The following is a 24,684-nucleotide window of genomic DNA, read 5'->3' as shown; positions in this document are numbered from 1 at the left end:
AATATATTATGACATACCGTTTCTTTAGCACGACTTCTTATGAATAAAACTTCCAGCAGCCAAGTTTTCATTCTGCTCCTTTCACAGAATTCAAAACGTATACGATCACAACCCGGCTGTTGGATTTGTGTTTTATCTATCCCTCTAGTAGATGCCCAAAGACGCTAAAATGATTGCGGCCGCTGTTGCTAAAACTGGAATAGCTACCGCTACTACAAAAATATCCTTATAGCTGTCTTTATGTGTCATCCCTGTAATGGTAAGCAACGTTAGCACTGCACCATTATGCGGCATCGTATCCAGTCCTCCCGAGGAAAGAGACGCAATTCGGTGGAATGCTTCCGGAGCAATACCTGTACTGAGTGCCAGCTCATAATATCTCTCCCCTAAAGCTTCCAAGGCGATACCCATCCCGCCTGAAGCAGAGCCTGTGGAGCCGGCTAAAACATTTACTGCAATGGCTTCAGAAATTAAGGGGTTTCCTTTCACTCCCATTAACAGCGCCGTCAACCGATCAAAGCCCGGCACCGCCTGAACAACCGTACCAAACCCAACAGCAGCGCTGGTATTTACAATGGCTGTAACAGAGCCTACTGCGCCACTATTAATTGCTTTCACAAACCCTCTGAATTTCGTAATATTTAATAGAAGCAGCAGAATAATTCCGGACAATAAAGCAATCACAATATCCCATTGAAAAATATTCAACGTTACCACAACGGTGACTAACGGTAAGATAGATAATATAAAATGAGGCGCGTTCCCTTCTACCTGTACGATTTTATTATCTTTTGGCTCGGTATAGCCCTCCCCTTTTGCAGTCAGCTGCTTTTCTCTCCATCGCATGTAACCATAACCGCCAACAGCCATAATAACAGCTGCTGTTATCCCCATAACCGGAGCTGCCATCGCATTCGTATTAAAATACGGAACCGGAATTAAGTTTTGAATTTGAGGAGTCCCGGGAATAGCTGTCATCGTAAATGTAAAAGCCCCTAATGCGACAGTACCCGGAATCAGACGTCTGCTGATATTCGCCTCCCGGAATAATGTCAACGCTAATGGATAAACAGCAAACACGACAACGAATAAACTGACCCCTCCATAGGTTAAAACCGCACAGGAAACAAGCACCCCCAGTATAGCCCGTTTCGTGCCAATTACCTTTGTTAATGCAATAGCAACGGACTTCGCCATCCCTGTGTCTTCCATCAACTTGCCAAAAACTGCCCCCAGCATAAACACAGGAAACCATTGCTTAGCAAAATTAACAAACCCGCTCATATATGTGTCTGTATATGCCTCTAAAAGATCCAGACCTCCAGCTAGTGCCACTACTCCTGCTGCAATGGGCGCTACCCAAATAATAGACCACCCTAAATAAGCAAGAACCATCAGCACAACTAAGCCTAATATAATTCCAAACATGCATACCCCTCCATTTCTCTCTTTTTTGTCGCTATGCTAATTAGAAAGAACAAATCATTTTACCGCAAATTAAATTGCCCTCTCACAGCAGAGAAGAATCTATTCTTGATGTATCATTTCAGGTTAAACAGCCTCCAAAATCATCGCAATCCCCTGCCCTCCACCAATACATAAGGAGGCAATGCCATATTTCTTCCTGCTTCGTTTCAGCTCCTTTGCTAATGTGTAGAGCACCCTTGTTCCGCTGGCTCCAATCGGATGTCCCAAAGCGATAGCGCCCCCATTGACATTGACCTTTTCCCGATCCAAGCCAAGCTCTTTTTCAACAGCTAAATACTGGGCAGCAAATGCCTCATTTACTTCTATTACATCTATATCATCCAAGGTAAGATCGGCTTTTTTTAAGGCCTGTTTTATCGCAGGCACCGGCCCAATCCCCATATATTCCGGTTCCACGCCCGCAACTCCCCATGACACGATTCTTGCCAGAGGCTTTACCTGATGCCGCTCTACGTAGTGCTCATCGGCTACAATAACTGCTCCAGCACCATCATTAATCCCGCTGGCATTCCCTCCTGTCACCGTTCCATCCTTCTTAAAAGCACCCTTGAGCCCTGCAAGCTTCTCCACCGTCGTACTCTCACGGATATGCTCATCCGTATTTACAACTGTTGTTCCTTTTCTGGACATTATCTCCACTGGAATGATTTCCTCCTCCAGCTTTCCTGCTTTCTGTGCTTTTGCAGCCCGCTGGTGACTCAAACAAGCATATACATCCTGTTCTTCACGGGAAATATGATATTTCTCAGCTAAATTCTCTGCAGTAACTCCCATCCCCGAACCAATATATTCATCGGTTAAAGCTGCCCAAAGCATGTCATCCACCTGAGGTGTTTTTAATTTTGTCCCGAACCTGCTTCCCCTTAATGCATAGGGAGACTGACTCATATTTTCGACTCCTCCAGCCAGTGCCACACTCGCCTCGCCGAGTAAAATGGATTGCACGGCCGAGACGACAGACTGCAGGCCGGAGCCGCATAAACGGTTGACCGTCAAAGCAGGACTCGCTAACGGTATGCCCGCCTGCAGCGCGACATGTCTGGAAAGATAGGGCGCATTCTTTTCGGAATGAATAACATTGCCCAAAACGCTCAGATCAATAACTTCGGCCGGTATTCCGCTGCGGCGAATTGCTTCCTTACTAACTGCTATACCTAATTCAGCAGGTCCGACATCCTTCAAACTTCCGCCGAAGGTGCCAAATGGTGTTCTTGCTCCTTCAATCAAATATACATTTGTCATTTTTATTCTCACCTCTTCTTTTTATTATTGAGCTGTATAGCCGCCATCTAATGCAATTGCCTGCCCCGTAATTCCCTTTGCTTTATCACTGGCTAAGAACATGACATAATCCGCAACCTCCTGAACATCTAAAAGCCGTTTCTGAGGCACTAATGGGTATAATACTTCTTCCAGTACTTTTTCAATTGGCACACCACGATTTTTTGCCAAATCCTCAAACTGTCCGCGCACCAGCGGCGTGTCGACATACCCAGGGCAAATCGCATTCACCGTAATCCCATCTGCAGCTCCTTCTAAAGCAGACACCTTGGTCAAACCGATCACCCCGTGCTTAGCACTGTTATAGGCTGCCTTACCTGCAAAACCAATCAGCCCATTAATCGAAGCCATATTAATAATCCGTCCAAATCCTTGCTTTTTCATCAGCGGGAAAATAAGCTTGGTTGCCATAAATGGAGCAACCAGCATAACCTTAGTCATAAACTCAAATTTTTCAGTTGGAAAATCTTCAATAGCAGATACATGCTGTAACCCTGCATTGTTAATTAAAACGTCGATTCTTCCATACTTTTCTTCTGTGTAATCCAAAGCCTGTTTAAGCTCTTCTTCACTGGTAACATCGCATTTCAGTCCGATACAGTCATGGCCCTTCTTCTTTAAATTCTCCGAAGCCTCCACCACTTTCTTTTCATTCACATCTGACAAAGCTACCTTTGCACCGTTTTTTGCAAACGCACGGCCAATTTCATACCCGATACCGCTTGCTGCACCTGTTATAAAAACTACTTTATTTTCTATCATATATAATCCCCCTCGCAATACTAACCCTTAATAAAGTTTCATTTTATATCCAATCATACCAGCTTTCCGGCAAAGAGATTAATAAGCTCCCGGTTGCAAATGCTCACTAATTCGAAGCTCAGCTTCTGTTGACGCGATAATCTCTTCTGCCGTCCAGCCTTCTGCTACTTCGACAAGCATAAGACCATCTTCCTCCACATCAATCACCGCTCGATCGGTAATAATTCGATTGACGACCTGTTTGCCGGTTAAAGGCAAGCTGCATTTTTTTAAGATCTTTGGCTCATTATGCTTATTAACATGGTCCATAATAACAACGATTTTTTTTGCTCCATGGACAATATCCATTGCTCCCCCCATACCTTTGATCATTTTTCCCGGAATCATCCAGTTTGCCAAATCCCCGGTTTCAGAAACTTCCATCCCTCCCAGGATAGCAAGATTTAAATGTTCCCCCCGTATCATTGCAAATGACTCTGCATTACTAAAATAGGATGCACCGATTTGAGCTGTAACCGTCTCCTTCCCGGCATTAATCAAATCCGGATCAACCTCCGTTTTTAAAGGAGACTTTCCTATCCCGAGCAGCCCATTTTCTGATTGAAGGACAACCTGTTTCCCTTCCTGAATGTAGTTAGCAACCATGGTAGGCATTCCAATCCCTAAGTTAACGTAGTAACCGCTTTCAATTTCTTTTTCAGCCCTCCTGGCAATTCTTTCTCTGACAGAAGCTTTATCTAATTGTTTTACCATAACCTTCATCCTCCTTGATCTCGATTACATTTCCTGCCGTAATGTCAGACGTTCAATTCTTTTCTCCTGTTTCCCTTCAATCATTCCCTGAACATAGATTCCCGGCGTATGGACATGATCTGGATCGATAGAACCTGTTTCAACCAGCTGCTCTACCTCTGCAATGGTTACTTTTCCTGCAGCAGCCATCATCGGATTAAAATTTCTCGCTGTCTTGTTGTAAACTAAATTTCCGGCATCATCTCCGACAGCGGCTCTGATTAAGCTGAAATCTGCCTTTAATGCAGTCTGCAGCAAATACTCTTTTCGATCAAAAACACGCACTTCTCCATTTTCTGCAACAGGGGTTCCGACTCCAGCCGGTGTATAAAACGCAGGAATACCTGCCCCCCCTGCCCGAATCCGCTCTGCCAGCGTGCCCTGAGGTGTTAATTCTACCTCTAATTCTCCCGCCAGCACCTGCCGTTCAAACTCTTTATTTTCTCCAACATAGGAACCAATCATTTTATCTATTTGCTTATTTTTTAAAAGTAATCCCAGTCCCCAATCATCTACTCCGCAATTATTCGATATAACTGTAAGGTGTTTAACTCCTGAGTCCACCAATGCCAAAATAAGATTCTCGGGAATACCGACCAGCCCAAACCCTCCTACCATAATCGTGGAACCATCCTGAATATTTTTTACAGCGTCTTCAAAAGATGTATAAATTGTTTTCATTTGCATCTCCCCCCTCCACAGTACAGTAGCAAAAAACATGCCAAAAATGATTAAACAGAAGAATAAAGGATAGACAACAAAGTAAGCCGATAAACAGAAGGCCCGTATTCCAGATTTATGGAATACAGGCCTTCCGCTAACATTTATGTATTTGTAAGCACTTACACAGAAAGAGTTTTAATTTTTCCGGATTCACGGAATTTATTCCACGTTTCTGGAATCTATAAGTCATATTTTTTTATTTTCTCATAAAAACTCGACTTGCCGATTCCAAGTAAATCAGCAGCTTTTATCTTATCTCCATTTGATTTGTGGATAGCATGTAGCAAAGCTTGTTTTTCTGCTCTGCTCAAAATTTCTTTCAACCCCATCCCGTCTTCCGTTATATAGAGGCTTTGCTGCATATGATCAGGCAGGTCTTCCAATTCAATCATTTCTGTATTGGTCAGATGTACTGCAGATTCAATCACATTTTCCAGTTCGCGGACATTCCCCGGCCAATCATAGTGCATAAAGAAATGCATTACCGCATCACTGAAGCTGACCACTCGTTTGCCTGTACGCTGTGTGATTTTCCTCAGCAAAAACTTTGCCGTTACCCGAATATCTTCCGCTCTTTCCTTTAAAGGAGGAATTTTAATGGAAATTACATTAATCCGGTAATAAAGATCCTCCCGAAAACGATTCTCCTTTATCAGCTCTTCAATTGACTGATTTGTTGCAGAAATAATTCGGACATCAATTTTCTGTGTTTTTTCCGTTCCAACTGCTTCAATCTCTCCTTCTTGCAGCGCACGAAGAATTTTAACCTGTGCCGTTAATGGCATATCTCCAATCTCATCCAAAAACAGTGTTCCGCCATCAGCCAGTTGAAATTTACCCTTTTTTCCTTCTTTTTTAGCTCCGGTAAATGCGCCGCCTTCATAACCAAATAATTCGGACTCCAGTAAATCTACTGGAATGGCTGCACAGTTCACTTTTATAAATGGCTTAGCACTGCGTTCACTTAAATGATGAATACTATGGGCAAATAGCTCCTTTCCCGTGCCGCTGCCTCCCTCTAATAATATCGAGGCATCTCCTGACGAAACCTTTTTAATCTTTTCTTTAATGTCATTTATCTGGATAGAGCTGCCGACAATATCATTTAATGAATAGGTGGCCCCTTTTGGATTACGTAATTTTTTCTGATAGTTTTCAATTTCTAATAACAACGCTTTCACATGGGAGTTCATTTTCTTCCATTCTTCGGTGTCTTTGTATAGCACGGTTCCGACAGCTCCAACTAGCTCCCCTTCAGCAAACAGCGGGATGCGATTTGCAATCATATGGTTCCCTTTTATATATTGCAGATCTGCAATTTCTTCTGTTCCCGTCTCTGCGACAATATGCATCCTGGTATTTTCAATAACATCGGTGACATGCTTACCCAGCACATCGTCTAATGTCACCTCAATGAAATCACAGTAATTTTTATTTAAATAAGTAATCAATCCCTCTCGATTGACTACAACAAAACAAAAATTAGTTTTTTCAAATACAGCTTCAATAATCTCTTCTCTGTACTTATTATTAAAAAGCATCTTCTCTCTCCCATCACAAAAATCCTGATTGCATATCCAATTCACTAACACGTATTTTCATTTACTGCTCTTTTATCATAACAAATTCATATCTATTGGAGGAGTTGTTTTTTTCTAACTTTTTATACCATATGGCAGTTACACCACAGTCTTATTCCTTCATTACATATCGCTATCTTAACAAGCACCACGAAATAAAAACTAAAAATAATAATCAATAATAAATGAAATATATTGATATAAAATAAAAACTGTATTACTATTAATTTAATACTCATTTTGTTATATCACTTTAAAAGCACCTTCTGAATGATGTATTTCATAATCGTTATTTCGTTTTACAAATAAAAATTCTAAAGGAGTTGGCAGTTATGAACCAGTTCATTCAAGAATTTCTGCATGTTACCGAGTCCGCAGCACTTGCAACATATCCTTGGATTGGCACGGGAAATAAAATAGAAGCTGATCAGGCAGCTACAGATTCGATGCGTACCCAGCTAAATAAAATCCATATGGACGGGGAAATCGTTATCGGGGAAGGAGAAATCGATGAAGCGCCTATGCTGTTTATCGGTGAAAAGGTGGGCACTGGACACGGAAAAGGCATTGACTTGGCTGTTGATCCAATTGATGGGACTACTTCTACTTCTAAAGGAAAAAATAATGCGATTGCCGTCATTGCCATTGCAAAGAAAGGTACACTGCTTCATGCGCCTGATATGTATATGGAGAAGATTGTAACTGGTCCGGAAGCAGCCGGCAAAATTAATATTGATTTTCCTCTGGAGAAAAACTTGCGTATCATTGCAGAGGCCAAAGGAAAGAAGCTGGAAGAATTAAAAATAATTACACAGGATAGAGAAAGACACAATCACTGGGTAGAAGAAGCACGTGCTTTAGGTGTTCGAACAGAATTGTTTGAAGAGGGCGATATTATCCCTGCCATTTCAACATGTATACATCGCCAAGGCAACGCTGACTTATTTATTGGTATCGGCGGTGCACCAGAAGGAGTTCTGGCAGCTGTCGGAGTAAAAAGCTTAGGCGGAGAGATGCAGGCAAGGTTGCTTCCTAATACAGATGAGCAATGGAATCGTTGCGTATCTATGGGACTTGCCCGCCCAAATGAAGCACTTTCTCACCATGAGCTGGTCAACACAGATGAATGCGCTTTTATAGCTACAAGTATAACCAGTAATATGCTCTCACAAGGAATTGAGAATAATCAAGATGTCTTTATAACACATTCTATCGTTTTAAATGGATTAGATAAATGCTTTCGCCATATTGCAACGGAACACCCTAAAGTTACTGTATAATATAAAAAAGAACCTTCGATAATCAGCTGATAATTTATCGAAGGTTCTTTTTTATTAGGAATAGAAAGACAACGTCGTCACGCTGCCTTCCTATATGAAAAGCATTTATTATTTTTCGATAGTAGATACAACGCCAGATCCAACTGTACGTCCACCTTCACGGATAGAGAAACGAGTTCCGTCTTCAATCGCGATTGGTGCAATAAGTTCTACTGACATTTCGATGTTATCTCCAGGCATTACCATTTCAGTTCCTTCTGGAAGCGTGATTACTCCAGTTACATCCGTTGTACGGAAGTAGAACTGTGGACGGTAGTTAGAGAAAAATGGCGTATGACGTCCACCTTCATCTTTTGATAATACATAAACTTCTGCTTTGAAGTTTGTATGTGGAGTGATTGAACCAGGCTTAGCTAGTACTTGTCCACGGTTGATATCTTCACGGGAAACACCACGAAGTAGTGCACCAATGTTATCACCAGCTTCAGCATAGTCAAGAAGCTTACGGAACATTTCTACTCCAGTTACAGTAGTTTTAGAAGATTCTTCGTTGATACCGATGATTTCTACTTCGTCTCCAACGCGAACTTCTCCACGCTCAACACGGCCTGTAGCAACAGTACCACGACCAGTGATAGAGAATACGTCCTCAACTGGCATCATGAATGGTTTATCTGTATCACGTTCTGGAGTTGGAACATATTCGTCCACTGCAGCCATTAATTCAACGATTTTTTCTTCATACTCTTCATCGCCTTCAAGTGCTTTAAGAGCAGAACCTGCGATAACTGGTACATCATCACCAGGGAAATCATATTCAGATAATAAATCACGAACTTCCATTTCTACTAATTCAAGTAGCTCTTCATCGTCTACCATATCTGTTTTGTTAAGGAATACTACGATAGAAGGTACCCCAACGTTACGAGATAATAGGATATGCTCACGAGTTTGTGGCATTGGGCCATCTGCAGCAGATACTACAAGGATAGCTCCGTCCATTTGTGCAGCACCAGTGATCATGTTTTTAACATAGTCAGCGTGACCTGGGCAGTCAACGTGTGCATAGTGACGAGTTTCAGTTTCGTACTCTACGTGAGAAGTTGCGATTGTAATTCCGCGTTCTTTCTCTTCTGGAGCACCATCAATTTGGTCATAAGCCATTGCAGTGCCATCACCATTTCTTTTTGCCATTACTGTAGTGATTGCAGCAGTTAAAGTTGTTTTACCATGGTCAACGTGACCAATTGTTCCAATGTTTACGTGACTTTTCGAGCGGTCGAATTTTTCTTTAGCCATTTATAGTTCCTCCTTTAAATATATAGCAATTTTTTATATGCCAGGAAATCGTTAAAAATTTCCCAGCCTTTATTAAATGTTATACGTCAGATTGAAGAAAAAATCAATTATTGACCTGCATTTTTCTTGATAATTTCTTCTGTAATACTTTTAGGTGTTTCTTCATAGTGGTCAAAGTGCATTGTGTACACTCCGCGTCCTTGCGTGTTTGAACGTAATGCAGTTGCATAACCAAACATTTCAGCAAGCGGTACGAAAGCTTTAATTACCTGAGCATTTCCGCGTGCTTCCATACCTTCTACACGTCCACGACGCGATGTTACATCACCCATGATGTCTCCCATGTATTCTTCTGGGACAACAATTTCTACTCTCTCTATTGGTTCAAGAAGTACTGGATTACATTTGTTTTTAGCAGCTTTTAATGCCATAGAAGCAGCTACTTTAAACGCCATTTCGTTGGAATCGACATCATGATAACTTCCATCAAATAATGTAGCTTTTACGTCGATTAATGGATATCCGGCAAGGACACCATTTTCCATGGATTCTTCGATACCTTGTTGAACAGCCGGGATGTATTCACGAGGAACAACACCACCAACGATATTGTTAACAAACTCGAATCCAGCGCCTTCTTCGTTTGGCTCAAATTTAACCCAAACGTGACCGAATTGTCCGCGTCCACCAGACTGACGTACGAATTTACCTTCTACTTCAGCAGCAACACGGAATGTTTCTCTGTAAGAAACTTGCGGAGCGCCAACTTGTGCACCAACTTTAAATTCACGTTTTAAACGATCAACGATGATATCTAAGTGAAGCTCACCCATACCAGAGATGATTGTTTGACCAGTTTCTACGTTTGTTTCTGTACGGAAAGTTGGATCCTCTTCTGCAAGTTTAGCAAGAGCAATGGCCATTTTATCCTGGTCTGCTTTTGTTTCTGGTTCAATCGCAACCGAGATAACCGGCTCAGGGAATTCCATGGACTCAAGAATAACAAGATCCTTTTCATCGCATAGAGTATCACCTGTTGAAGTATCCTTCAAGCCTACCGCAGCAGCGATTTCGCCAGCATATGCAATCGAAATTTCTTCACGGGAGTTTGCGTGCATTTGCAGGATACGTCCAATACGCTCACGCTTATCTTTTACAGAGTTCTTCACGTAAGAACCTGATTTAAGTGTACCAGAGTACACACGGAAGAATGTTAATCTACCAACATAAGGGTCAGTCATTACTTTAAATGCCAATGCAGAGAATGGACCTTCATCAGATGATGGACGAGTTACTTTTTCTTCTGTTCCAGGAACAATACCTTCGATTGGAGGTACATCTGTTGGAGCAGGAAGATAATCGATAACCGCATCCAGCATTAACTGAACACCTTTGTTTTTAAATGCAGAACCGCAAAGTACCGGATAGAAATCAACATTCAACGTAGCTTGACGAATTGCATTTCCAAGCTCCTCTTCAGAGATTTCTTCTCCTTCAAGATACTTCATCATAAGCTCTTCATCCGTTTCGGCTACGCCTTCAATCAAGTTAGCACGCAGCTCTTCCGCTTGGTCTTTTAATTCATCAGGAATTTCAGTTGTTTCCGATTTTTGCCCTAAATCATCTAAATAGATGTGAGCTTCCATCTTGATCAAGTCGATAATTCCGTTAAATTCATCTTCAGCACCAATTGGCATTTGAATTGGATGTGCGTTTGCACCAAGGCGTTCTTTTAATGTATTCGTTGAATACAAGAAGTCAGCACCTGTTTTATCCATTTTGTTAATAAACACAATACGAGGAACACCGTATGTTGTCGCTTGACGCCATACTGTCTCCGTTTGTGGCTCTACACCTGATTGTGCATCAAGTACAGTTACCGCACCATCAAGTACACGAAGGGAACGCTCAACTTCAACAGTGAAGTCCACGTGTCCAGGTGTATCGATAATGTTTATACGATGGTCATTCCAAGCAGCAGTTGTTGCAGCGGAAGTAATCGTGATTCCACGCTCCTGCTCTTGTTCCATCCAGTCCATTTGTGAAGCACCCTCGTGGGTTTCACCAATTTTATGAATACGTCCTGTATAGAAAAGAATACGCTCAGTAGTTGTTGTCTTTCCCGCATCAATGTGCGCCATAATACCGATATTACGTGTCTTTTCCAAGGAGAACTCTCTAGCCATGTATTCTTCTCCTTCCTATAAAAAGCTTTTGTTAGATTTATATTACCAACGGTAGTGAGCGAATGCTTTGTTCGCTTCTGCCATTTTATGCATATCTTCTCTTCTCTTAACAGCAGCTCCTGTGTTATTAGAAGCATCAAGAATTTCATTAGCAAGACGTTCTTCCATTGTTTTTTCTCCGCGCAGACGGGAGTAGTTAACAATATAACGTAATCCTAACGCTTGACGACGTTCTGGACGAACCTCCACTGGCACTTGATAGTTTGAACCACCAACACGGCGGGCACGTACTTCAAGTACTGGCATAACATTTTTCATTGCCTGCTCAAAAACTTCCATTGCGTTTTGGCCGCTTCTTTCAGCAACTAATTCAAACGCATTATAAAGGATTTTTTGTGCTTTACCACGCTTACCATCAATCATAATTTGATTAATGAGACGTGTAACTAATTTTGAGTTATAAAGCGGATCTGGTAATACATCACGCTTTGGTACTGGACCTTTACGAGGCATTGTACATCCTCCTTTCCTTCATATGAGTAATTTTATTTATTTTTTCTGTTTCGGTTTTTTCGTTCCGTATTTTGAACGACCTTGCATACGGCCTTCTACTCCAGCAGTATCAAGTGCACCACGTACGATGTGATAACGTACCCCAGGTAAGTCTTTTACACGACCGCCGCGGATAAGAACAACACTATGCTCCTGCAGATTGTGACCAATTCCAGGAATGTATGCAGTTACCTCCATGTTGTTAGACAAACGTACACGCGCATATTTACGAAGTGCAGAGTTTGGTTTCTTAGGAGTCAGTGTACCTACACGAGTACATACACCACGCTTTTGCGGAGCGTTCTCATCAGTCATTTTCTTTTTAAAGCTGTTATAACCTTTATTAAGTGCTGGTGAGTCAGATTTCTTTGACTTTGACACACGGCCTTTACGCACTAACTGATTAATTGTTGGCATTGCATTTTCCTCCTCTCAATTTCAATTTAGTAATCAAACAACAACCTTTTGTAATACCACACATCCAGGTGGTTCATTTTTAGTGATAAAAAAATCTCTCACAAATCAATGCGAAAAATGATTTACCTTATACTCAGATTGCTTTTTGTTATTATTATTTAGCATAAACCGAAGTTCCGATTAGGCTCTGCTCTGATAATTACTTTTGCAAGCATAATCAGAAGCACCTTGAATATAGTACCACCCTCAATATTGTTTGTCAATATATTCATGGTATTTTTTTAGACTGCTTTCAAAAATAGCGCACTTATTTATTATCAGGAGGGAGAGGCTCCCTCCTGATTACATATTATACTCTTTGTGTGCTTTCTTCGTCTGCGACTTCTTCATCTGATTCCGGCGCATCAAGCTCTGCTTCTAACGTACGGTATTGAGGCATCCCTGTACCAGCTGGAACAAGTTTACCAATGATAACATTCTCTTTTAAGCCGAGAAGTTCATCGCGTTTTCCTTTAATCGCAGCATCTGTCAAGACACGAGTCGTTTCTTGGAAGGATGCAGCTGATAAGAAGGAATCTGTTTCAAGCGATGCTTTGGTAATACCAAGTAATACCGGGCGGCCTGTTGCAGGCTCTGTACCTTCTTTAAATACCTTATGATTTGCATCTCGGAATTGGTGCAGTTCAAGCAGGGAACCTGGCAATACTTCTGTATCTCCAGAAGATACAACACGGATTTTACGAAGCATCTGGCGAACCATTACCTCAACGTGTTTGTCTCCAATTTCTACCCCTTGCATACGATATACACGCTGTACTTCTTTCAGCAAGTAGTCTTGAACACCTTCTACACCTTTCACTCGAAGAAGTTCTTTTGGATCAACGGAACCTTCTGTAAGCTCTTGCCCGGCTTCCACTTGATCTCCTTCTTGAACTTTCATACGGGCGTTGTAAGGAACGGCATAGCTGCGCTGTTCTACATTCCCTTGGATAACAATTTCTTGTTTATCCTTCACTTCCTTCATTTCCAGAACGGTACCGGCAACTTCTGTAATGACTGCCTGCCCTTTTGGATTACGGGCTTCAAACAGCTCTTGGATACGCGGTAAACCTTGCGTAATATCGTCTCCGGCAACCCCGCCTGTATGGAAGGTACGCATTGTCAGCTGTGTACCAGGCTCACCGATAGATTGAGCTGCGATAATTCCAACCGCTTCGCCAACCTCTACATCGGAGCCTGTAGCTAAGTTACGGCCATAACATTTCTGACATACGCCATGTTTTGTGTTACAAGTGAAGGCAGTACGAATAATGACTTCCTCGATACCGGCTTCCACAATAGCTTTTGCCTGGTCTTCGTGAATAAGTTCATTTTTCTCGACAATGACTTCTCCTGTTTCCGGATGTGCCACATTTTCGAATGCTGTTCTGCCAATCAAACGATCTAGAAGCGGTTCAATCACTTCTGAGCCGTCTACGAGTGCAGCAACTTTCAAGCCGCGATCCGTTCCGCAATCTTCCTCACGAATAATAACATCCTGTGCCACATCTACAAGGCGGCGGGTCAAGTAACCTGAATCGGCTGTTTTCAGTGCTGTATCGGCAAGACCTTTACGAGCCCCGTGTGTGGAAATAAAGTATTCCATTACTGTTAGTCCTTCACGGAAACTTGATTTGATTGGGATTTCAATGATTTTACCAGATGGGTCAGCCATCAATCCACGCATACCAGCAAGCTGGGTGAAGTTTGATGCATTACCACGGGCACCGGAATCACTCATCATATAAATCGGATTTCGGTTGCTCAATGAGCCCATCAAGCGATCCTGAATAACATCTTTCGCTTCTGACCAGATGGCAATGACACGGTCATAACGCTCTTCTTCTGTAATCAGACCACGACGGAATTGTTTTAACACTTTATCTACTTTCGATTGTGCTTCATCTAAGATACCCTGTTTTTCAGCAAGTACAACGATATCTGAGATACCAACTGTCATACCGGCTTTGGTAGAATAGCTGAAGCCTAAATCTTTCATACGGTCAAGCATTTTAGAGGTTTCTGTGATTTTGAATCGTTTGAATACCTCCGCAATAATATCACCTAAGAAGCCTTTCTTAAATGGCTTAACCTCTTCACGGTTTTTAATTTCCTCTTTAATGTCTGTACCAGGATCAATAAAATAATTTTCTGGTGTTTTTTCTTCTAAATTCCCTTTTGTAGGTTCGTTCATGTAAGGGAAAGAATCCGGAAGAATTTCATTAAAGATCAGCTTACCAACTGTAGTTAACAATAGCTGGCTATTTTGTTTCTCTGTAAATGTTTTATTATTTAAGCTGGATGCTTGCACTGCAATACGTGTATGCAGATGAGCATACCCAGTTTGATAAGCAATTAATGCTTCGTTCGTATCTTTGAAGTAAGAACCTTCTCCAACAGCACCTTCACGCTCTAAGGTAAGGTAGTAGTTTCCAAGTACCATATCCTGTGATGGTGTAACAACTGGTTTCCCGTCTTTCGGGTTAAGAATGTTTTGTGCTGCCAGCATTAAGATTCTTGCTTCTGCCTGTGCTTCTGCTCCAAGCGGAACGTGTACAGCCATTTGGTCTCCATCAAAGTCAGCGTTATATGCGGTACATACAAGCGGATGCAAACGGATAGCACGGCCATCGACCAATGTAGGTTCGAATGCCTGAATACCTAATCTGTGAAGCGTTGGTGCACGGTTAAGCAGTACCGGGTGTTCTTTAATAACATCCTCCAGAACATCCCATACATCAGGGTGCACTCTTTCAATTTTTCGCTTCGCTGATTTAATGTTGTGAGCAAGGCCTCTGGATACGAGTTCTTTCATAATGAATGGTTTGAATAGCTCTAACGCCATCTCTCTTGGCAGACCACACTGGTACATTTTCAAATGCGGTCCAACAACGATAACGGAACGTCCGGAATAGTCAACACGTTTACCTAACAGGTTTTGACGGAAACGCCCCTGCTTCCCTTTCAGCATATGAGAAAGAGATTTTAACGGACGGTTACCTGGTCCTGTTACCGGACGGCCGCGACGGCCATTATCGATCAAGGCATCGACAGCTTCCTGAAGCATCCGTTTTTCGTTCTGAACGATAATGCTTGGAGCACCTAAATCGAGCAGACGTTTTAAACGGTTGTTACGGTTGATAACACGACGGTAAAGGTCATTTAAATCTGAAGTAGCGAAACGTCCGCCGTCTAATTGAACCATTGGACGAATTTCTGGAGGGATAACCGGAAGAACATCTAAAATCATCCAGCTTGCTTCGTTTCCAGAATTACGGAATGCTTCCATTACTTCCAAGCGTTTGATTGCACGAGTACGACGCTGACCATGAGCTGATTTCAACTCTTCACGCAGTGCATCCACTTCTTTTTCTAAATCAAGGTCTTGCAATAATTTGCGGATAGCTTCTGCTCCCATTTGAGCTTTAAAGTTATTGCCATATTTATCATAATAAGAGCGAAACTCTTTTTCAGAAAGCAATTGCTTTTTCTCAAGCGGCGTGCTTCCCGGGTCTGTTACGATATATGCAGCAAAATAGATAACTTCCTCTAATGCACGGGGAGACATATCCAATACTAATCCCATACGGCTTGGGATACCTTTGAAGTACCAAATGTGTGATACCGGTGCAGCAAGTTCAATATGTCCCATACGTTCACGGCGCACTTTCGCTTTGGTTACTTCTACGCCACAGCGGTCACAGACAACACCTTTGTAACGAACGCGTTTATATTTACCACAGTGACATTCCCAATCCTTCTGCGGGCCAAAGATACGCTCACAGAATAAACCGTCTTTTTCTGGTTTTAACGTACGATAGTTAATTGTTTCTGGTTTTTTCACTTCACCGTAAGACCAAGAACGAATCTTTTCTGGTGAAGCAAGCCCTATTTTCATGTACTCAAAATTATTTACATCCAACAAGGGGCAATCCTCCCTTTTACAAGTTAAGAAAGTTTGAGAAAACCTGGCTTATCGTCATGTCTCGGCGAAAGTCGGGGATTTTCTTAAATCAGGTTTCGTTTTTATAGAAAGCGCAGAATGGTTCTAAGGAAAAGGAAATTCTACGTAACCCGCGTCTGCGGGCAACGTAGAAGTCACCCTAACACATGAAAAGTGAACCATTACTGCACAAATTTTTATTGATTAAGCGGTTCTTCCACTTCAATGTTAAGCTTCGTGGATGTTTGACCTTCCTCATCTTCCAGTTCACGCATATCAATCTCATCTTCGTTACTAGAAAGCATCTTCACGTCCATACCAAGACTTTGAAGCTCTTTGATGAGTACTTTAAATGACTCAGGAACACCCGGTTCTGGCGCATTATCCCCTTTTACGATTGCTTCATATGTCTTCACGCGTCCAACGGTATCATCTGATTTAACCGTTAAGATTTCTTGAAGTGTGTATGCAGCACCGTAAGCTTCTAATGCCCAAACCTCCATCTCACCAAAACGCTGTCCGCCGAATTGTGCTTTACCGCCAAGCGGCTGCTGTGTTACGAGAGAGTAAGGTCCAGTTGAACGAGCGTGCAGCTTATCATCAACCATGTGTGCAAGTTTAATCATATACATGACACCTACAGATATACGGTTGTCAAAAGCTTCTCCTGTACGTCCATCATAAAGAACGGTTTTTGCGTCCCTCGGCATACCGGCTTCTTCAAGTGTTTCCCAAACATCCTCTTCTGTCGCTCCGTCGAATACCGGACTTGCTACATGCAGTCCGAGCTGTCTTGCAGCCATTCCTAAATGCAGCTCAAACACCTGTCCGATATTCATACGTGATGGTACCCCTAATGGGTTCAACATAATGTCGATTGGTGTACCGTCCGGCAAGAATGGCATATCCTCTTCCGGTAAGATTTTGGAGATAACCCCTTTGTTACCGTGACGTCCTGCCATTTTATCGCCTTCATGAATTTTACGTTTTTGAACAATATATACACGAACCAGCTGATTCACACCTGGTGGTAACTCATCGCCATCTTCACGATTAAAGATTTTTACATCTAAGACGATGCCGTCGCCGCCATGAGGAACACGCAGGGAAGTATCTCTTACTTCACGCGCCTTCTCACCGAAAATCGCATGTAATAAGCGTTCTTCTGCGGAAAGCTCTGTCATTCCTTTCGGTGTTACTTTCCCTACAAGAATATCACTGTCTGTTACTTCTGCACCGACACGGATAATTCCTTGTTCATCAAGGTTTTTAAGGGCATCTTCCCCAACGTTAGGAATATCTCTTGTGATTTCTTCAGGTCCCAGCTTCGTATCGCGGGATTCTGATTCAAATTCTTCAATGTGAATAGAAGTATATACATCATCTTTTACAAGACGTTCGCTCATAATGATAGCATCCTCGTAGTTATAACCTTCCCAAGTCATAAAACCTACAAGAACGTTTTGACCTAATGCTAATTCGCCGTCTTCCATAGAAGGACCATCTGCAAGAACTTCTCCTTTTGTCACACGTTCTCCTTCTGCAACAATCGGACGCTGGTTATAGCAAGTTCCCTGGTTAGAACGTTTGTATTTCTGTAAACCATAACGATCTAAGTCACCTTCTACTTCTTTGCCATCTACTTCTGAAATGCGGCGCACCATAACGGTTTTTGCTTCCACACGCTCGACAATTCCATCATGACGGCAGATAACAGCAGCACCAGAGTCTTTCCCGTTGACGTATTCCATACCAGTTCCAACAATCGGCGCCTTTGGATTCATCAAAGGAACAGCCTGACGTTGCATGTTTGCTCCCATTAGTGCACGGTTGGAGTCATCATTTTCCAAGAATGGAATACATGCAGTCGCTGCGGATACAACCTGTTTTGGTGATACGTCCATATAATCAATTCGATCGCGTGACACAATAATGTTATCTTCACGGAAACGAGCGATAACTTCATCATTCACAAAGAAGTTATCATCATCTAATTGGGAGTTAGCCTGTGCAACAATATAATTATCTTGTTCATCCGCTGTCAGATAATCAATCGTATCTGTTACTTTTCCAGTCTCCGGGTCAACACGGCGATATGGTGATTCAATAAAACCAAACTTATTCACTCGCGCATAGCTGGACAGCGAGTTAATAAGACCGATGTTCGGCCCCTCCGGCGTCTCAATCGGACACATACGGCCATAGTGAGAATAGTGAACGTCTCGTACTTCGAATCCGGCACGTTCACGCGTCAAACCACCTGGTCCAAGAGCTGACAGACGACGCTTATGCGTTAACTCGCCCAACGGATTGGTCTGATCCATAAACTGTGATAGCTGTGAGCTTCCAAAGAATTCTTTAATGGATGCAATAACCGGACGAATATTGATCAATTGCTGTGGTGTTACGCTGGAAGTGTCCTGGATAGACATTCTTTCACGCACAACACGCTCCATACGGGATAATCCGATACGGAATTGATTTTGAAGTAATTCGCCGACCGAACGCAGACGGCGGTTCCCCAAGTGATCAATATCATCTGTGTCCCCTACTTGATGAAGCAGATTAAAGAAATAACTGATAGAAGCTAAAATATCAGCTGGTGTGATATTTTTAATTTCTTTTGTTACTTCCCCATTTCCGATAACAGTTAGTTCACGTTCTCCGTTCGGATCAGTTGGATCAAGAATTTTCACAGATTGTACTGTGATTTCTTCTTCCAGCACACCGTCATGCGGAGTGATCGCTTTGTCTCCGAAACGATCTTCTTTTCGCTCAAGATATGGAAGAATCTTATCTAATAATTTTCTTTCCAAACGGTCGCCTTTATTCGCAATGACTTCTCCAGTTTCAGAATCAACAACAGGCTCTGCAAGCACTTGGTTGAACAAGCGATTCTTGATATGGAGTTTTTTATTCATTTTATAACGTCCCACATGCGCTAAATCATAGCGTTTCGGGTCAAAGAAGCGAGATACTAATAGACTCTTCGCATTATCTACTGTCGGCGGTTCGCCAGGACGAAGACGTTCGTAGATTTCTAAAAGAGCTTTCTCTGCATTCTCTGTGTTATCTTTTTCTAGCGTATTTCGTAAATATTCATTTTCGCCTAACAAATCAACAATCTCTTGATCTGTACCAAATCCTAAAGCTCTTAACAGAACGGTAATTGGTAATTTACGAGTACGATCGATACGGACATAAGCAACATCTTTTGCATCTGTTTCAAACTCTAACCATGCTCCACGGTTTGGAATAACCGTTGTTGCAATGCCGCGTTTCCCATTCTTGTCGATTTTTTCGTTGTAATAAACACTCGGCGAACGCACAAGCTGTGATACAATAACACGCTCTGCACCATTGATAATAAATGTTCCTGTGTCTGTCATTAATGGGAAATCACCCATAAATACTTCCTGTTCCTTTACTTCTCCGGTTTCATTATTGATTAAACGAACCTTCACGCGAAGGGGAGCATTGTATGTCACGTCTCTTTCTTTTGCTTCATCTACAGGATATTTCGGATCACCCAAACTATAATCCACAAACTCAAGTGATAGATTTCCTGTAAAGTCTTCAATCGGAGAGATATCCTGGAACATCTCCCTTAAACCTTCTTCTAAGAACCATTCATAAGAAGCGGTTTGAATTTCGATTAGGTTAGGTAATTCTAACACTTCATTAATACGTGCATAGCTCCTGCGTTGGCGGTGCCGTCCATACTGAACTAGTTGACCTGTCAACTGCTTCACCCCTTAAATCATCCATTTTAGTAGTTGTTTCTACAAAATGTAACTCATATTTAAAAGAACGTCTGAATAAATCATCTGTTCTTTAAAAAATAAAACTATAAACTCATTATCCTATCATTTGCATCCTTTATCACTTTCCCTCTCTACGGCTTATTTTTCTTAAAGATAAAACTTTCTTTTCGCTCATTGAAAAATATAGCCTTTCCAAGGATGTTGTGATTTTAGATTGTGCAGATGAAAGAATTTTGATAAACTATAGAAAAGCGATTTGTCGAACCTTTGTTTTTCCCGATTCTACAAGCCTTTCCCATTTATAAAGATTTTATACGTCCAGCCTGGAAAAATGCGCTAGGCAAACGTACCCTAATCTTAGCATCTTCCAATCTTAGCATATCCCCATTTATTAGTCAAACTTTTTCGCTCGTAATATAAAATAACCTTTTTTCTTTGCAACTACTTCTACATTGCCAAAAATCTCTTCCAGTTTATCTTTCGCAGATGGAGCTCCCTGCTTTTTCTGAATAACCGCCCATAAATCTCCATGATTGGATAAATGACCCCAGGCTTCTTCAAAAATAGCATGCACCACTTTTTTACCGGCGCGTATCGGCGGGTTTGTTACAATGGAAGCAAATGTTTTTTCATTTAATTGCTGATATAAATCACTTTGAAGAATGGTTGTATTGGAGATTTTATTGATTTCTGCATTTTTTTGGGCCAATTCCACAGCACGTTCATTCACATCAACCATAAAAATGTGTCTGTCTGAAAAGTCGGAGGCTAAGGATAATCCGATTGGACCGTACCCGCATCCCACATCTAATATTGGTCCATCAACCTCGGGCTCCTGAAAAGATTCAATAAGCACCCTTGATCCAAAATCCACTTCACTTTTTGAAAAGACACCAACATCACTCGTAAATTGAAACGTCTTCCCCCGCAGGTCAAAAGACCAGCTTTGCGGCAGCGATTTTGCTTGTGGCTGTTTAGAATAATAATGCTCTGTCATATGGATCCGCACCCACTTTATATGAATTAAGAAAAATACCTGGGCCGCAATCGTACACTTCCTTATGATAGGACGATGTTCGAGCCAGCAACACCAACTTACATCTAATAGAAACAACCCAAATATTTTCTTTTTTAAAAAAAGGTCACCTGTTCAACTAAAAAACATTCTCGTATATAAACTTGAACTTTTTCTAGTGACAAAAGTGACCTTTATGGTTTCGTGATAAAAGAGCCCGCCTAAAATACGACGAGCTCTTTTTCTTATATTTGCTAAATTATTTAACTTCTACAGAAGCACCAGCTTCTTCAAGTTTACCTTTAATTTCTTCAGCTTCTTCTTTAGATGCTCCTTCTTTAATTGCTTTAGGAGCGTTATCTACTAAGTCTTTCGCATCTTTCAAGCCAAGTCCAGTGATTTCACGAACTGCTTTAACAACTTTGATCTTAGATGCACCAGCATCGTTAAGAACAACGTCAAATTCTGTTTTTTCTTCTTCAGCAGCACCGCCGCCAGCAGCACCTGCTGCAGCAACTGGAGCAGCAGCTGTTACGCCGAACTCTTCTTCGATAGCTTTTACTAAATCGTTTAATTCAAGTACAGTCATTTCTTTAATTGCACTGATCATTTCTTCGTTTGTCATGATTAAAATCCTCCTAATAATAAGTTTGTTTTTATAATTAAACCGTTTGGTGTATTATGCACCTTGTTCTTCTTTTTGCTCTGCAACAGCTTTTGTAGCATAAGCAAAGTTGCGGACTGGAGCTTGAAGTACGCTAAGCAGCATAGATACCATACCTTCGTAGTTTGGCAGGTCTGCAAGCTCTTTGATTTGTTCAAGTGAAGCAACGCTTCCTTCAATAACACCGCCTTTAATTTCTAAGGCTTCGTGGTCTTTACTGAAGTTGTTTAAGATTCTAGCTGGAGCTACTACATCTTCACTGAATGCAATGGCGTTTGGTCCAGTTAAGACTTCACTAAGTTCACTCAGCTCTACAGCGTCTACAGCACGGCGAACCATTGAATTTTTATATACTTTAAATTCAACGCCTGCTTCGCGGAGCTCTTTACGCAATGCAGTAACCTCTGCAACGTCAAGTCCACGATAGTCTACTACTACTGCAGATTGGCTATTACGAAACTTTTCTGCGATTTCCTCTACTAATTGTTTCTTCTGTTCAATAATCCCTGACATCTTTCCACCTCCTAATAACAGTCCCTATTATTACACCGTTCGAACGTGCTTTTCTATTAAAAAAGCTCTCATGCAGACATGAGAGCTTACTCTAGATTGGCAAAGTCGGTTTGCCCTTCTATAAATAAACACCTCGGCTGGATGATTAAGCTCTGATGAGCCCCTGCTGTCTACGGTATAACATTCGATTTTATGAAACCGAAAATTAGTATATCGAACATTGGCTTAAAAGTCAACTACTAATTAACGGAAGCTTGAAACGTCAACTTTGATTCCTGGCCCCATTGTAGATGCAATAGAAGCATTTTTAAGGTAGGTTCCTTTAGAAGCCTGAGGTTTCACTTTTACAAGTTGATCAGTAAGAGCAGTAAAGTTTTCTACTAATTTCTCTTCATCGAAAGAAATTTTCCCGATTGGAACATGAATGTTAGCAGATTTATCAACACGATATTCTACTTTACCGGCTTTAATGTCTTGAACAGCCTTTTCTACTTCGAAAGTTACTGTTCCTGTTTTAGGGTTTGGCATTAAACCTTTTGGTCCTAAAACACGACCTAATTTACCTACTTGAGCCATCATATCCGGAGTAGCAACAATCACATCAAAATCGAACCAGCCTTGGTTGATTTTATTAATATAATCTTCTTCTCCAACATAATCTGCACCAGCAGCTTCTGCTTCTTTCGCTTTCTCACCTTTAGCAAATACAAGAACGCGTTGTGTTTTACCAGTACCATGCGGTAAAACCATTGCTCCGCGGATTTGTTGATCTGCTTTTTTAGGGTCTACACCAAGACGAAAAGCAGCTTCTACTGATTCATCAAAGTTTGCTTTTGCAGTCTTTTTTGCAAGCTCTACAGCTTCTTTTATTTCATATGCTTTTGTACGATCAATCTGCTTTAAAGCTTCTTGATGTTTTTTACCATATTTAGCCATATTAATTATATCCTCCTCTTTTGTGGTTATAACGGTTGTACCTCCCACGAGACAAGAGAATCACTCTTGTCCAGCATGTGAATCATCTATCGATTTATTCTTCTCCCGAATAAGGCTGCGGATGAAAACAGCCGCAACCTTTTAACTACAAAACGTTTGTCTACGGAATACCGAATTAGTCTTCGATGGTGATTCCCATACTGCGCGCAGTACCTTCAACCATGCGCATTGCCGCATCAACATCAGCTGCATTTAAATCCGGCATTTTTGTTTCAGCGATTTCTTTTACCTGGTCGCGTTTTACAGTAGCGACTTTTGTTTTGTTAGGTTCACCTGAACCAGACTCGATTCCAGCTGCTTTTTTAAGTAGCACTGCTGCCGGCGGAGTCTTTGTAACAAATGTAAATGAACGATCCTCGAATACAGTGATTTCTACAGGGATAATTAAACCTGCTTGTTCTTGTGTTCGAGCGTTAAATTCTTTACAGAATCCCATAATGTTAACACCTGCTTGACCTAGAGCCGGCCCAACTGGTGGTGCTGGATTTGCTTTTCCCGCAGGAATTTGCAATTTTACTAATTTGATTACTTTTTTAGCCACGAGACACACCTCCTTAAAGTCCGTGATGTGGTAATAGGGTCTCTTATTTTATTTACCCTCCCACTCATTTCCTGTTCCCCTTTTAATTGAGAACAAGAATAACAAAAGAATCTTAGCATGAATTTGTGAAAAAAGCAAGCCTTGATTCTTGAAAATACCTTACTCCGCAGAACTTGTCTATACTGCTGTCACATTCTTGCTGGTCTGAAAGACTTATGAAAGCTTGTCTACTTGGGAGAAATCCAGTTCAACTGGTGTCTCTCTTCCAAACATATTCACATGTACTTTCAGTTTTTGTTTATCTGTATCAATTTGTTCAATCGTTCCTGTGAAATCTGCAAATGGACCATCTGTGACACGAACGCTTTCTTTGATCTCAAAGTCAACTTGAACAGTTGGTTCGCTGACACCCATTCTTTTCAGCACAACGTCTACTTCATCCGGCAATATCGGTGTCGGCTTTGCGCCGTGTCCGCTGGAGCCTACAAATCCGGTAACGCCAGGAGTGTTTCGTACCACGTACCACGAGTCGTCTGTCATCACCATTTCTGTTAAAACATAGCCTGGGAAAGATTTTTTCTTCACCATTTTTTTCTTGCCGTCTTTAATCTCTGCTTCTTCATCTTCCGGAACAATTACACGGAATATTTTATCTTCCATGCCCATGGACTCTACTCTTTTTTCAAGGTTCATTTTCACTTTGTTCTCATAGCCGGAATACGTGTGAACCACATACCAATTCTTTTCCATTTATATCGGACAATAACTGTCCTGTCCCCTCCTCTTCATGAATAAACGATAGCTTTTTTATCTAGCTCCGAGCGCCAAACTTTAGAGATTTCACGTCGC

Annotated in this window: 19 protein-coding genes and 1 other annotated feature; of the genes, 1 reads left to right on the top strand and 18 read right to left on the bottom strand. The window is 41.6% G+C overall.

All coding sequences use genetic code 11. The features are described 5' to 3' along the window. Positions 1-144 precede the first annotated feature (144 nt). From ACW0TQ_RS20960 to ACW0TQ_RS20935, 6 genes are all read right to left on the bottom strand, one after another. Positions 145-1,428, bottom strand: coding sequence for a GntP family permease (locus ACW0TQ_RS20960; protein WP_455725989.1), 1,284 nt, complete (start codon positions 1,426-1,428; stop codon positions 145-147). A gap of 123 nt (positions 1,429-1,551) precedes the next feature. Then, positions 1,552-2,730 carry a thiolase family protein gene (locus ACW0TQ_RS20955; RefSeq protein WP_455725988.1) on the bottom strand — a complete coding sequence of 393 codons (1,179 nt, stop codon included), beginning with the start codon at positions 2,728-2,730 and terminating at the stop codon, positions 1,552-1,554. A 24-nt stretch (positions 2,731-2,754) separates the two neighbouring features. Continuing rightward, complete coding sequence (locus ACW0TQ_RS20950; protein ID WP_455725987.1) at positions 2,755-3,531, bottom strand: 3-hydroxybutyrate dehydrogenase; 777 nt, start codon at positions 3,529-3,531, stop codon at positions 2,755-2,757. 78 nt (positions 3,532-3,609) lie between these two features. After that, entirely contained in the window at positions 3,610-4,284 is a 675-nt protein-coding gene (locus ACW0TQ_RS20945; RefSeq protein ID WP_042530773.1) for a 3-oxoacid CoA-transferase subunit B, read from the bottom strand. Positions 4,285-4,308: 24 nt separating this feature from the next. Beyond that, positions 4,309-5,004, bottom strand: coding sequence for a CoA transferase subunit A (locus tag ACW0TQ_RS20940; protein WP_193064172.1), 696 nt, complete (start codon positions 5,002-5,004; stop codon positions 4,309-4,311). Positions 5,005-5,225: 221 nt separating this feature from the next. Continuing rightward, the gene (locus ACW0TQ_RS20935) at positions 5,226-6,587 is read right to left on the bottom strand and encodes a sigma-54 interaction domain-containing protein (RefSeq protein ID WP_193064171.1); all 1,362 of its coding nucleotides are present in this window, start codon (positions 6,585-6,587) and stop codon (positions 5,226-5,228) included. Positions 6,588-6,958: 371 nt separating this feature from the next. On the opposite strand from ACW0TQ_RS20935, the gene glpX reads away from it, so the two are divergent. Further along, positions 6,959-7,906, top strand: coding sequence for a class II fructose-bisphosphatase (gene glpX / locus ACW0TQ_RS20930; RefSeq protein ID WP_193064170.1), 948 nt, complete (start codon positions 6,959-6,961; stop codon positions 7,904-7,906). A 108-nt stretch (positions 7,907-8,014) separates the two neighbouring features. On the opposite strand, the gene tuf is transcribed toward glpX, so the two are convergent. From tuf to nusG, 12 genes are all read right to left on the bottom strand, one after another. Continuing rightward, the gene (gene tuf / locus ACW0TQ_RS20925) at positions 8,015-9,205 is read right to left on the bottom strand and encodes an elongation factor Tu (RefSeq protein WP_042530767.1); all 1,191 of its coding nucleotides are present in this window, start codon (positions 9,203-9,205) and stop codon (positions 8,015-8,017) included. A 107-nt stretch (positions 9,206-9,312) separates the two neighbouring features. Next, complete coding sequence (gene fusA / locus ACW0TQ_RS20920) at positions 9,313-11,391, bottom strand: elongation factor G (protein WP_193064169.1); 2,079 nt, start codon at positions 11,389-11,391, stop codon at positions 9,313-9,315. A gap of 42 nt (positions 11,392-11,433) precedes the next feature. Next, on the bottom strand, positions 11,434-11,904 hold the full coding sequence (gene rpsG, locus ACW0TQ_RS20915; protein WP_040985105.1) for a 30S ribosomal protein S7: 471 nt from the start codon (positions 11,902-11,904) through the stop codon (positions 11,434-11,436). Positions 11,905-11,940: 36 nt separating this feature from the next. Next, the gene (gene rpsL / locus ACW0TQ_RS20910; RefSeq protein ID WP_042530761.1) at positions 11,941-12,360 is read right to left on the bottom strand and encodes a 30S ribosomal protein S12; all 420 of its coding nucleotides are present in this window, start codon (positions 12,358-12,360) and stop codon (positions 11,941-11,943) included. Positions 12,361-12,709: 349 nt separating this feature from the next. Continuing rightward, complete coding sequence (gene rpoC / locus ACW0TQ_RS20905; RefSeq protein WP_042530759.1) at positions 12,710-16,324, bottom strand: DNA-directed RNA polymerase subunit beta'; 3,615 nt, start codon at positions 16,322-16,324, stop codon at positions 12,710-12,712. A gap of 215 nt (positions 16,325-16,539) precedes the next feature. Beyond that, the gene (gene rpoB / locus ACW0TQ_RS20900) at positions 16,540-20,085 is read right to left on the bottom strand and encodes a DNA-directed RNA polymerase subunit beta (RefSeq protein ID WP_042530757.1); all 3,546 of its coding nucleotides are present in this window, start codon (positions 20,083-20,085) and stop codon (positions 16,540-16,542) included. A 412-nt stretch (positions 20,086-20,497) separates the two neighbouring features. Continuing rightward, positions 20,498-21,103 carry a class I SAM-dependent methyltransferase gene (locus ACW0TQ_RS20895; protein ID WP_193064167.1) on the bottom strand — a complete coding sequence of 202 codons (606 nt, stop codon included), beginning with the start codon at positions 21,101-21,103 and terminating at the stop codon, positions 20,498-20,500. 277 nt (positions 21,104-21,380) lie between these two features. Further along, entirely contained in the window at positions 21,381-21,746 is a 366-nt protein-coding gene (rplL, locus tag ACW0TQ_RS20890) for a 50S ribosomal protein L7/L12 (protein ID WP_042530753.1), read from the bottom strand. Between the two features lie 54 nt (positions 21,747-21,800). Continuing rightward, entirely contained in the window at positions 21,801-22,298 is a 498-nt protein-coding gene (gene rplJ, locus ACW0TQ_RS20885) for a 50S ribosomal protein L10 (protein ID WP_455725986.1), read from the bottom strand. A 49-nt stretch (positions 22,299-22,347) separates the two neighbouring features. Then, positions 22,348-22,492: a sequence feature (ribosomal protein L10 leader region), on the bottom strand. 49 nt (positions 22,493-22,541) lie between these two features. Further along, complete coding sequence (gene rplA / locus ACW0TQ_RS20880) at positions 22,542-23,234, bottom strand: 50S ribosomal protein L1 (protein WP_042530749.1); 693 nt, start codon at positions 23,232-23,234, stop codon at positions 22,542-22,544. Positions 23,235-23,409: 175 nt separating this feature from the next. Then, the gene (rplK, locus tag ACW0TQ_RS20875) at positions 23,410-23,835 is read right to left on the bottom strand and encodes a 50S ribosomal protein L11 (RefSeq protein ID WP_042530747.1); all 426 of its coding nucleotides are present in this window, start codon (positions 23,833-23,835) and stop codon (positions 23,410-23,412) included. Between the two features lie 213 nt (positions 23,836-24,048). After that, on the bottom strand, positions 24,049-24,585 hold the full coding sequence (nusG, locus tag ACW0TQ_RS20870) for a transcription termination/antitermination protein NusG (RefSeq protein WP_042530745.1): 537 nt from the start codon (positions 24,583-24,585) through the stop codon (positions 24,049-24,051). Positions 24,586-24,684 lie beyond the last annotated feature (99 nt).

The organism is Oceanobacillus sp. M60 (genome assembly GCF_053839645.1).
This window is presented reverse-complemented; position numbering and strand designations above follow the sequence as displayed.

Coding starts and splice junctions, on each gene's coding strand:
- ACW0TQ_RS20960 (WP_455725989.1), bottom strand. CDS start 1,428: ATGTTTGGAATTATATTAGGCTTAGTTGTGCTGATGGTTCTTGCTTAT.
- ACW0TQ_RS20955 (WP_455725988.1), bottom strand. CDS start 2,730: ATGACAAATGTATATTTGATTGAAGGAGCAAGAACACCATTTGGCACC.
- ACW0TQ_RS20950 (WP_455725987.1), bottom strand. CDS start 3,531: ATGATAGAAAATAAAGTAGTTTTTATAACAGGTGCAGCAAGCGGTATC.
- ACW0TQ_RS20945 (WP_042530773.1), bottom strand. CDS start 4,284: ATGGTAAAACAATTAGATAAAGCTTCTGTCAGAGAAAGAATTGCCAGG.
- ACW0TQ_RS20940 (WP_193064172.1), bottom strand. CDS start 5,004: ATGAAAACAATTTATACATCTTTTGAAGACGCTGTAAAAAATATTCAG.
- ACW0TQ_RS20935 (WP_193064171.1), bottom strand. CDS start 6,587: ATGCTTTTTAATAATAAGTACAGAGAAGAGATTATTGAAGCTGTATTT.
- glpX (WP_193064170.1), top strand. CDS start 6,959: ATGAACCAGTTCATTCAAGAATTTCTGCATGTTACCGAGTCCGCAGCA.
- tuf (WP_042530767.1), bottom strand. CDS start 9,205: ATGGCTAAAGAAAAATTCGACCGCTCGAAAAGTCACGTAAACATTGGA.
- fusA (WP_193064169.1), bottom strand. CDS start 11,391: ATGGCTAGAGAGTTCTCCTTGGAAAAGACACGTAATATCGGTATTATG.
- rpsG (WP_040985105.1), bottom strand. CDS start 11,904: ATGCCTCGTAAAGGTCCAGTACCAAAGCGTGATGTATTACCAGATCCG.
- rpsL (WP_042530761.1), bottom strand. CDS start 12,360: ATGCCAACAATTAATCAGTTAGTGCGTAAAGGCCGTGTGTCAAAGTCA.
- ACW0TQ_RS20895 (WP_193064167.1), bottom strand. CDS start 21,103: ATGACAGAGCATTATTATTCTAAACAGCCACAAGCAAAATCGCTGCCG.
- rplL (WP_042530753.1), bottom strand. CDS start 21,746: ATGACAAACGAAGAAATGATCAGTGCAATTAAAGAAATGACTGTACTT.
- rplJ (WP_455725986.1), bottom strand. CDS start 22,298: ATGTCAGGGATTATTGAACAGAAGAAACAATTAGTAGAGGAAATCGCA.
- rplA (WP_042530749.1), bottom strand. CDS start 23,234: ATGGCTAAATATGGTAAAAAACATCAAGAAGCTTTAAAGCAGATTGAT.
- nusG (WP_042530745.1), bottom strand. CDS start 24,585: ATGGAAAAGAATTGGTATGTGGTTCACACGTATTCCGGCTATGAGAAC.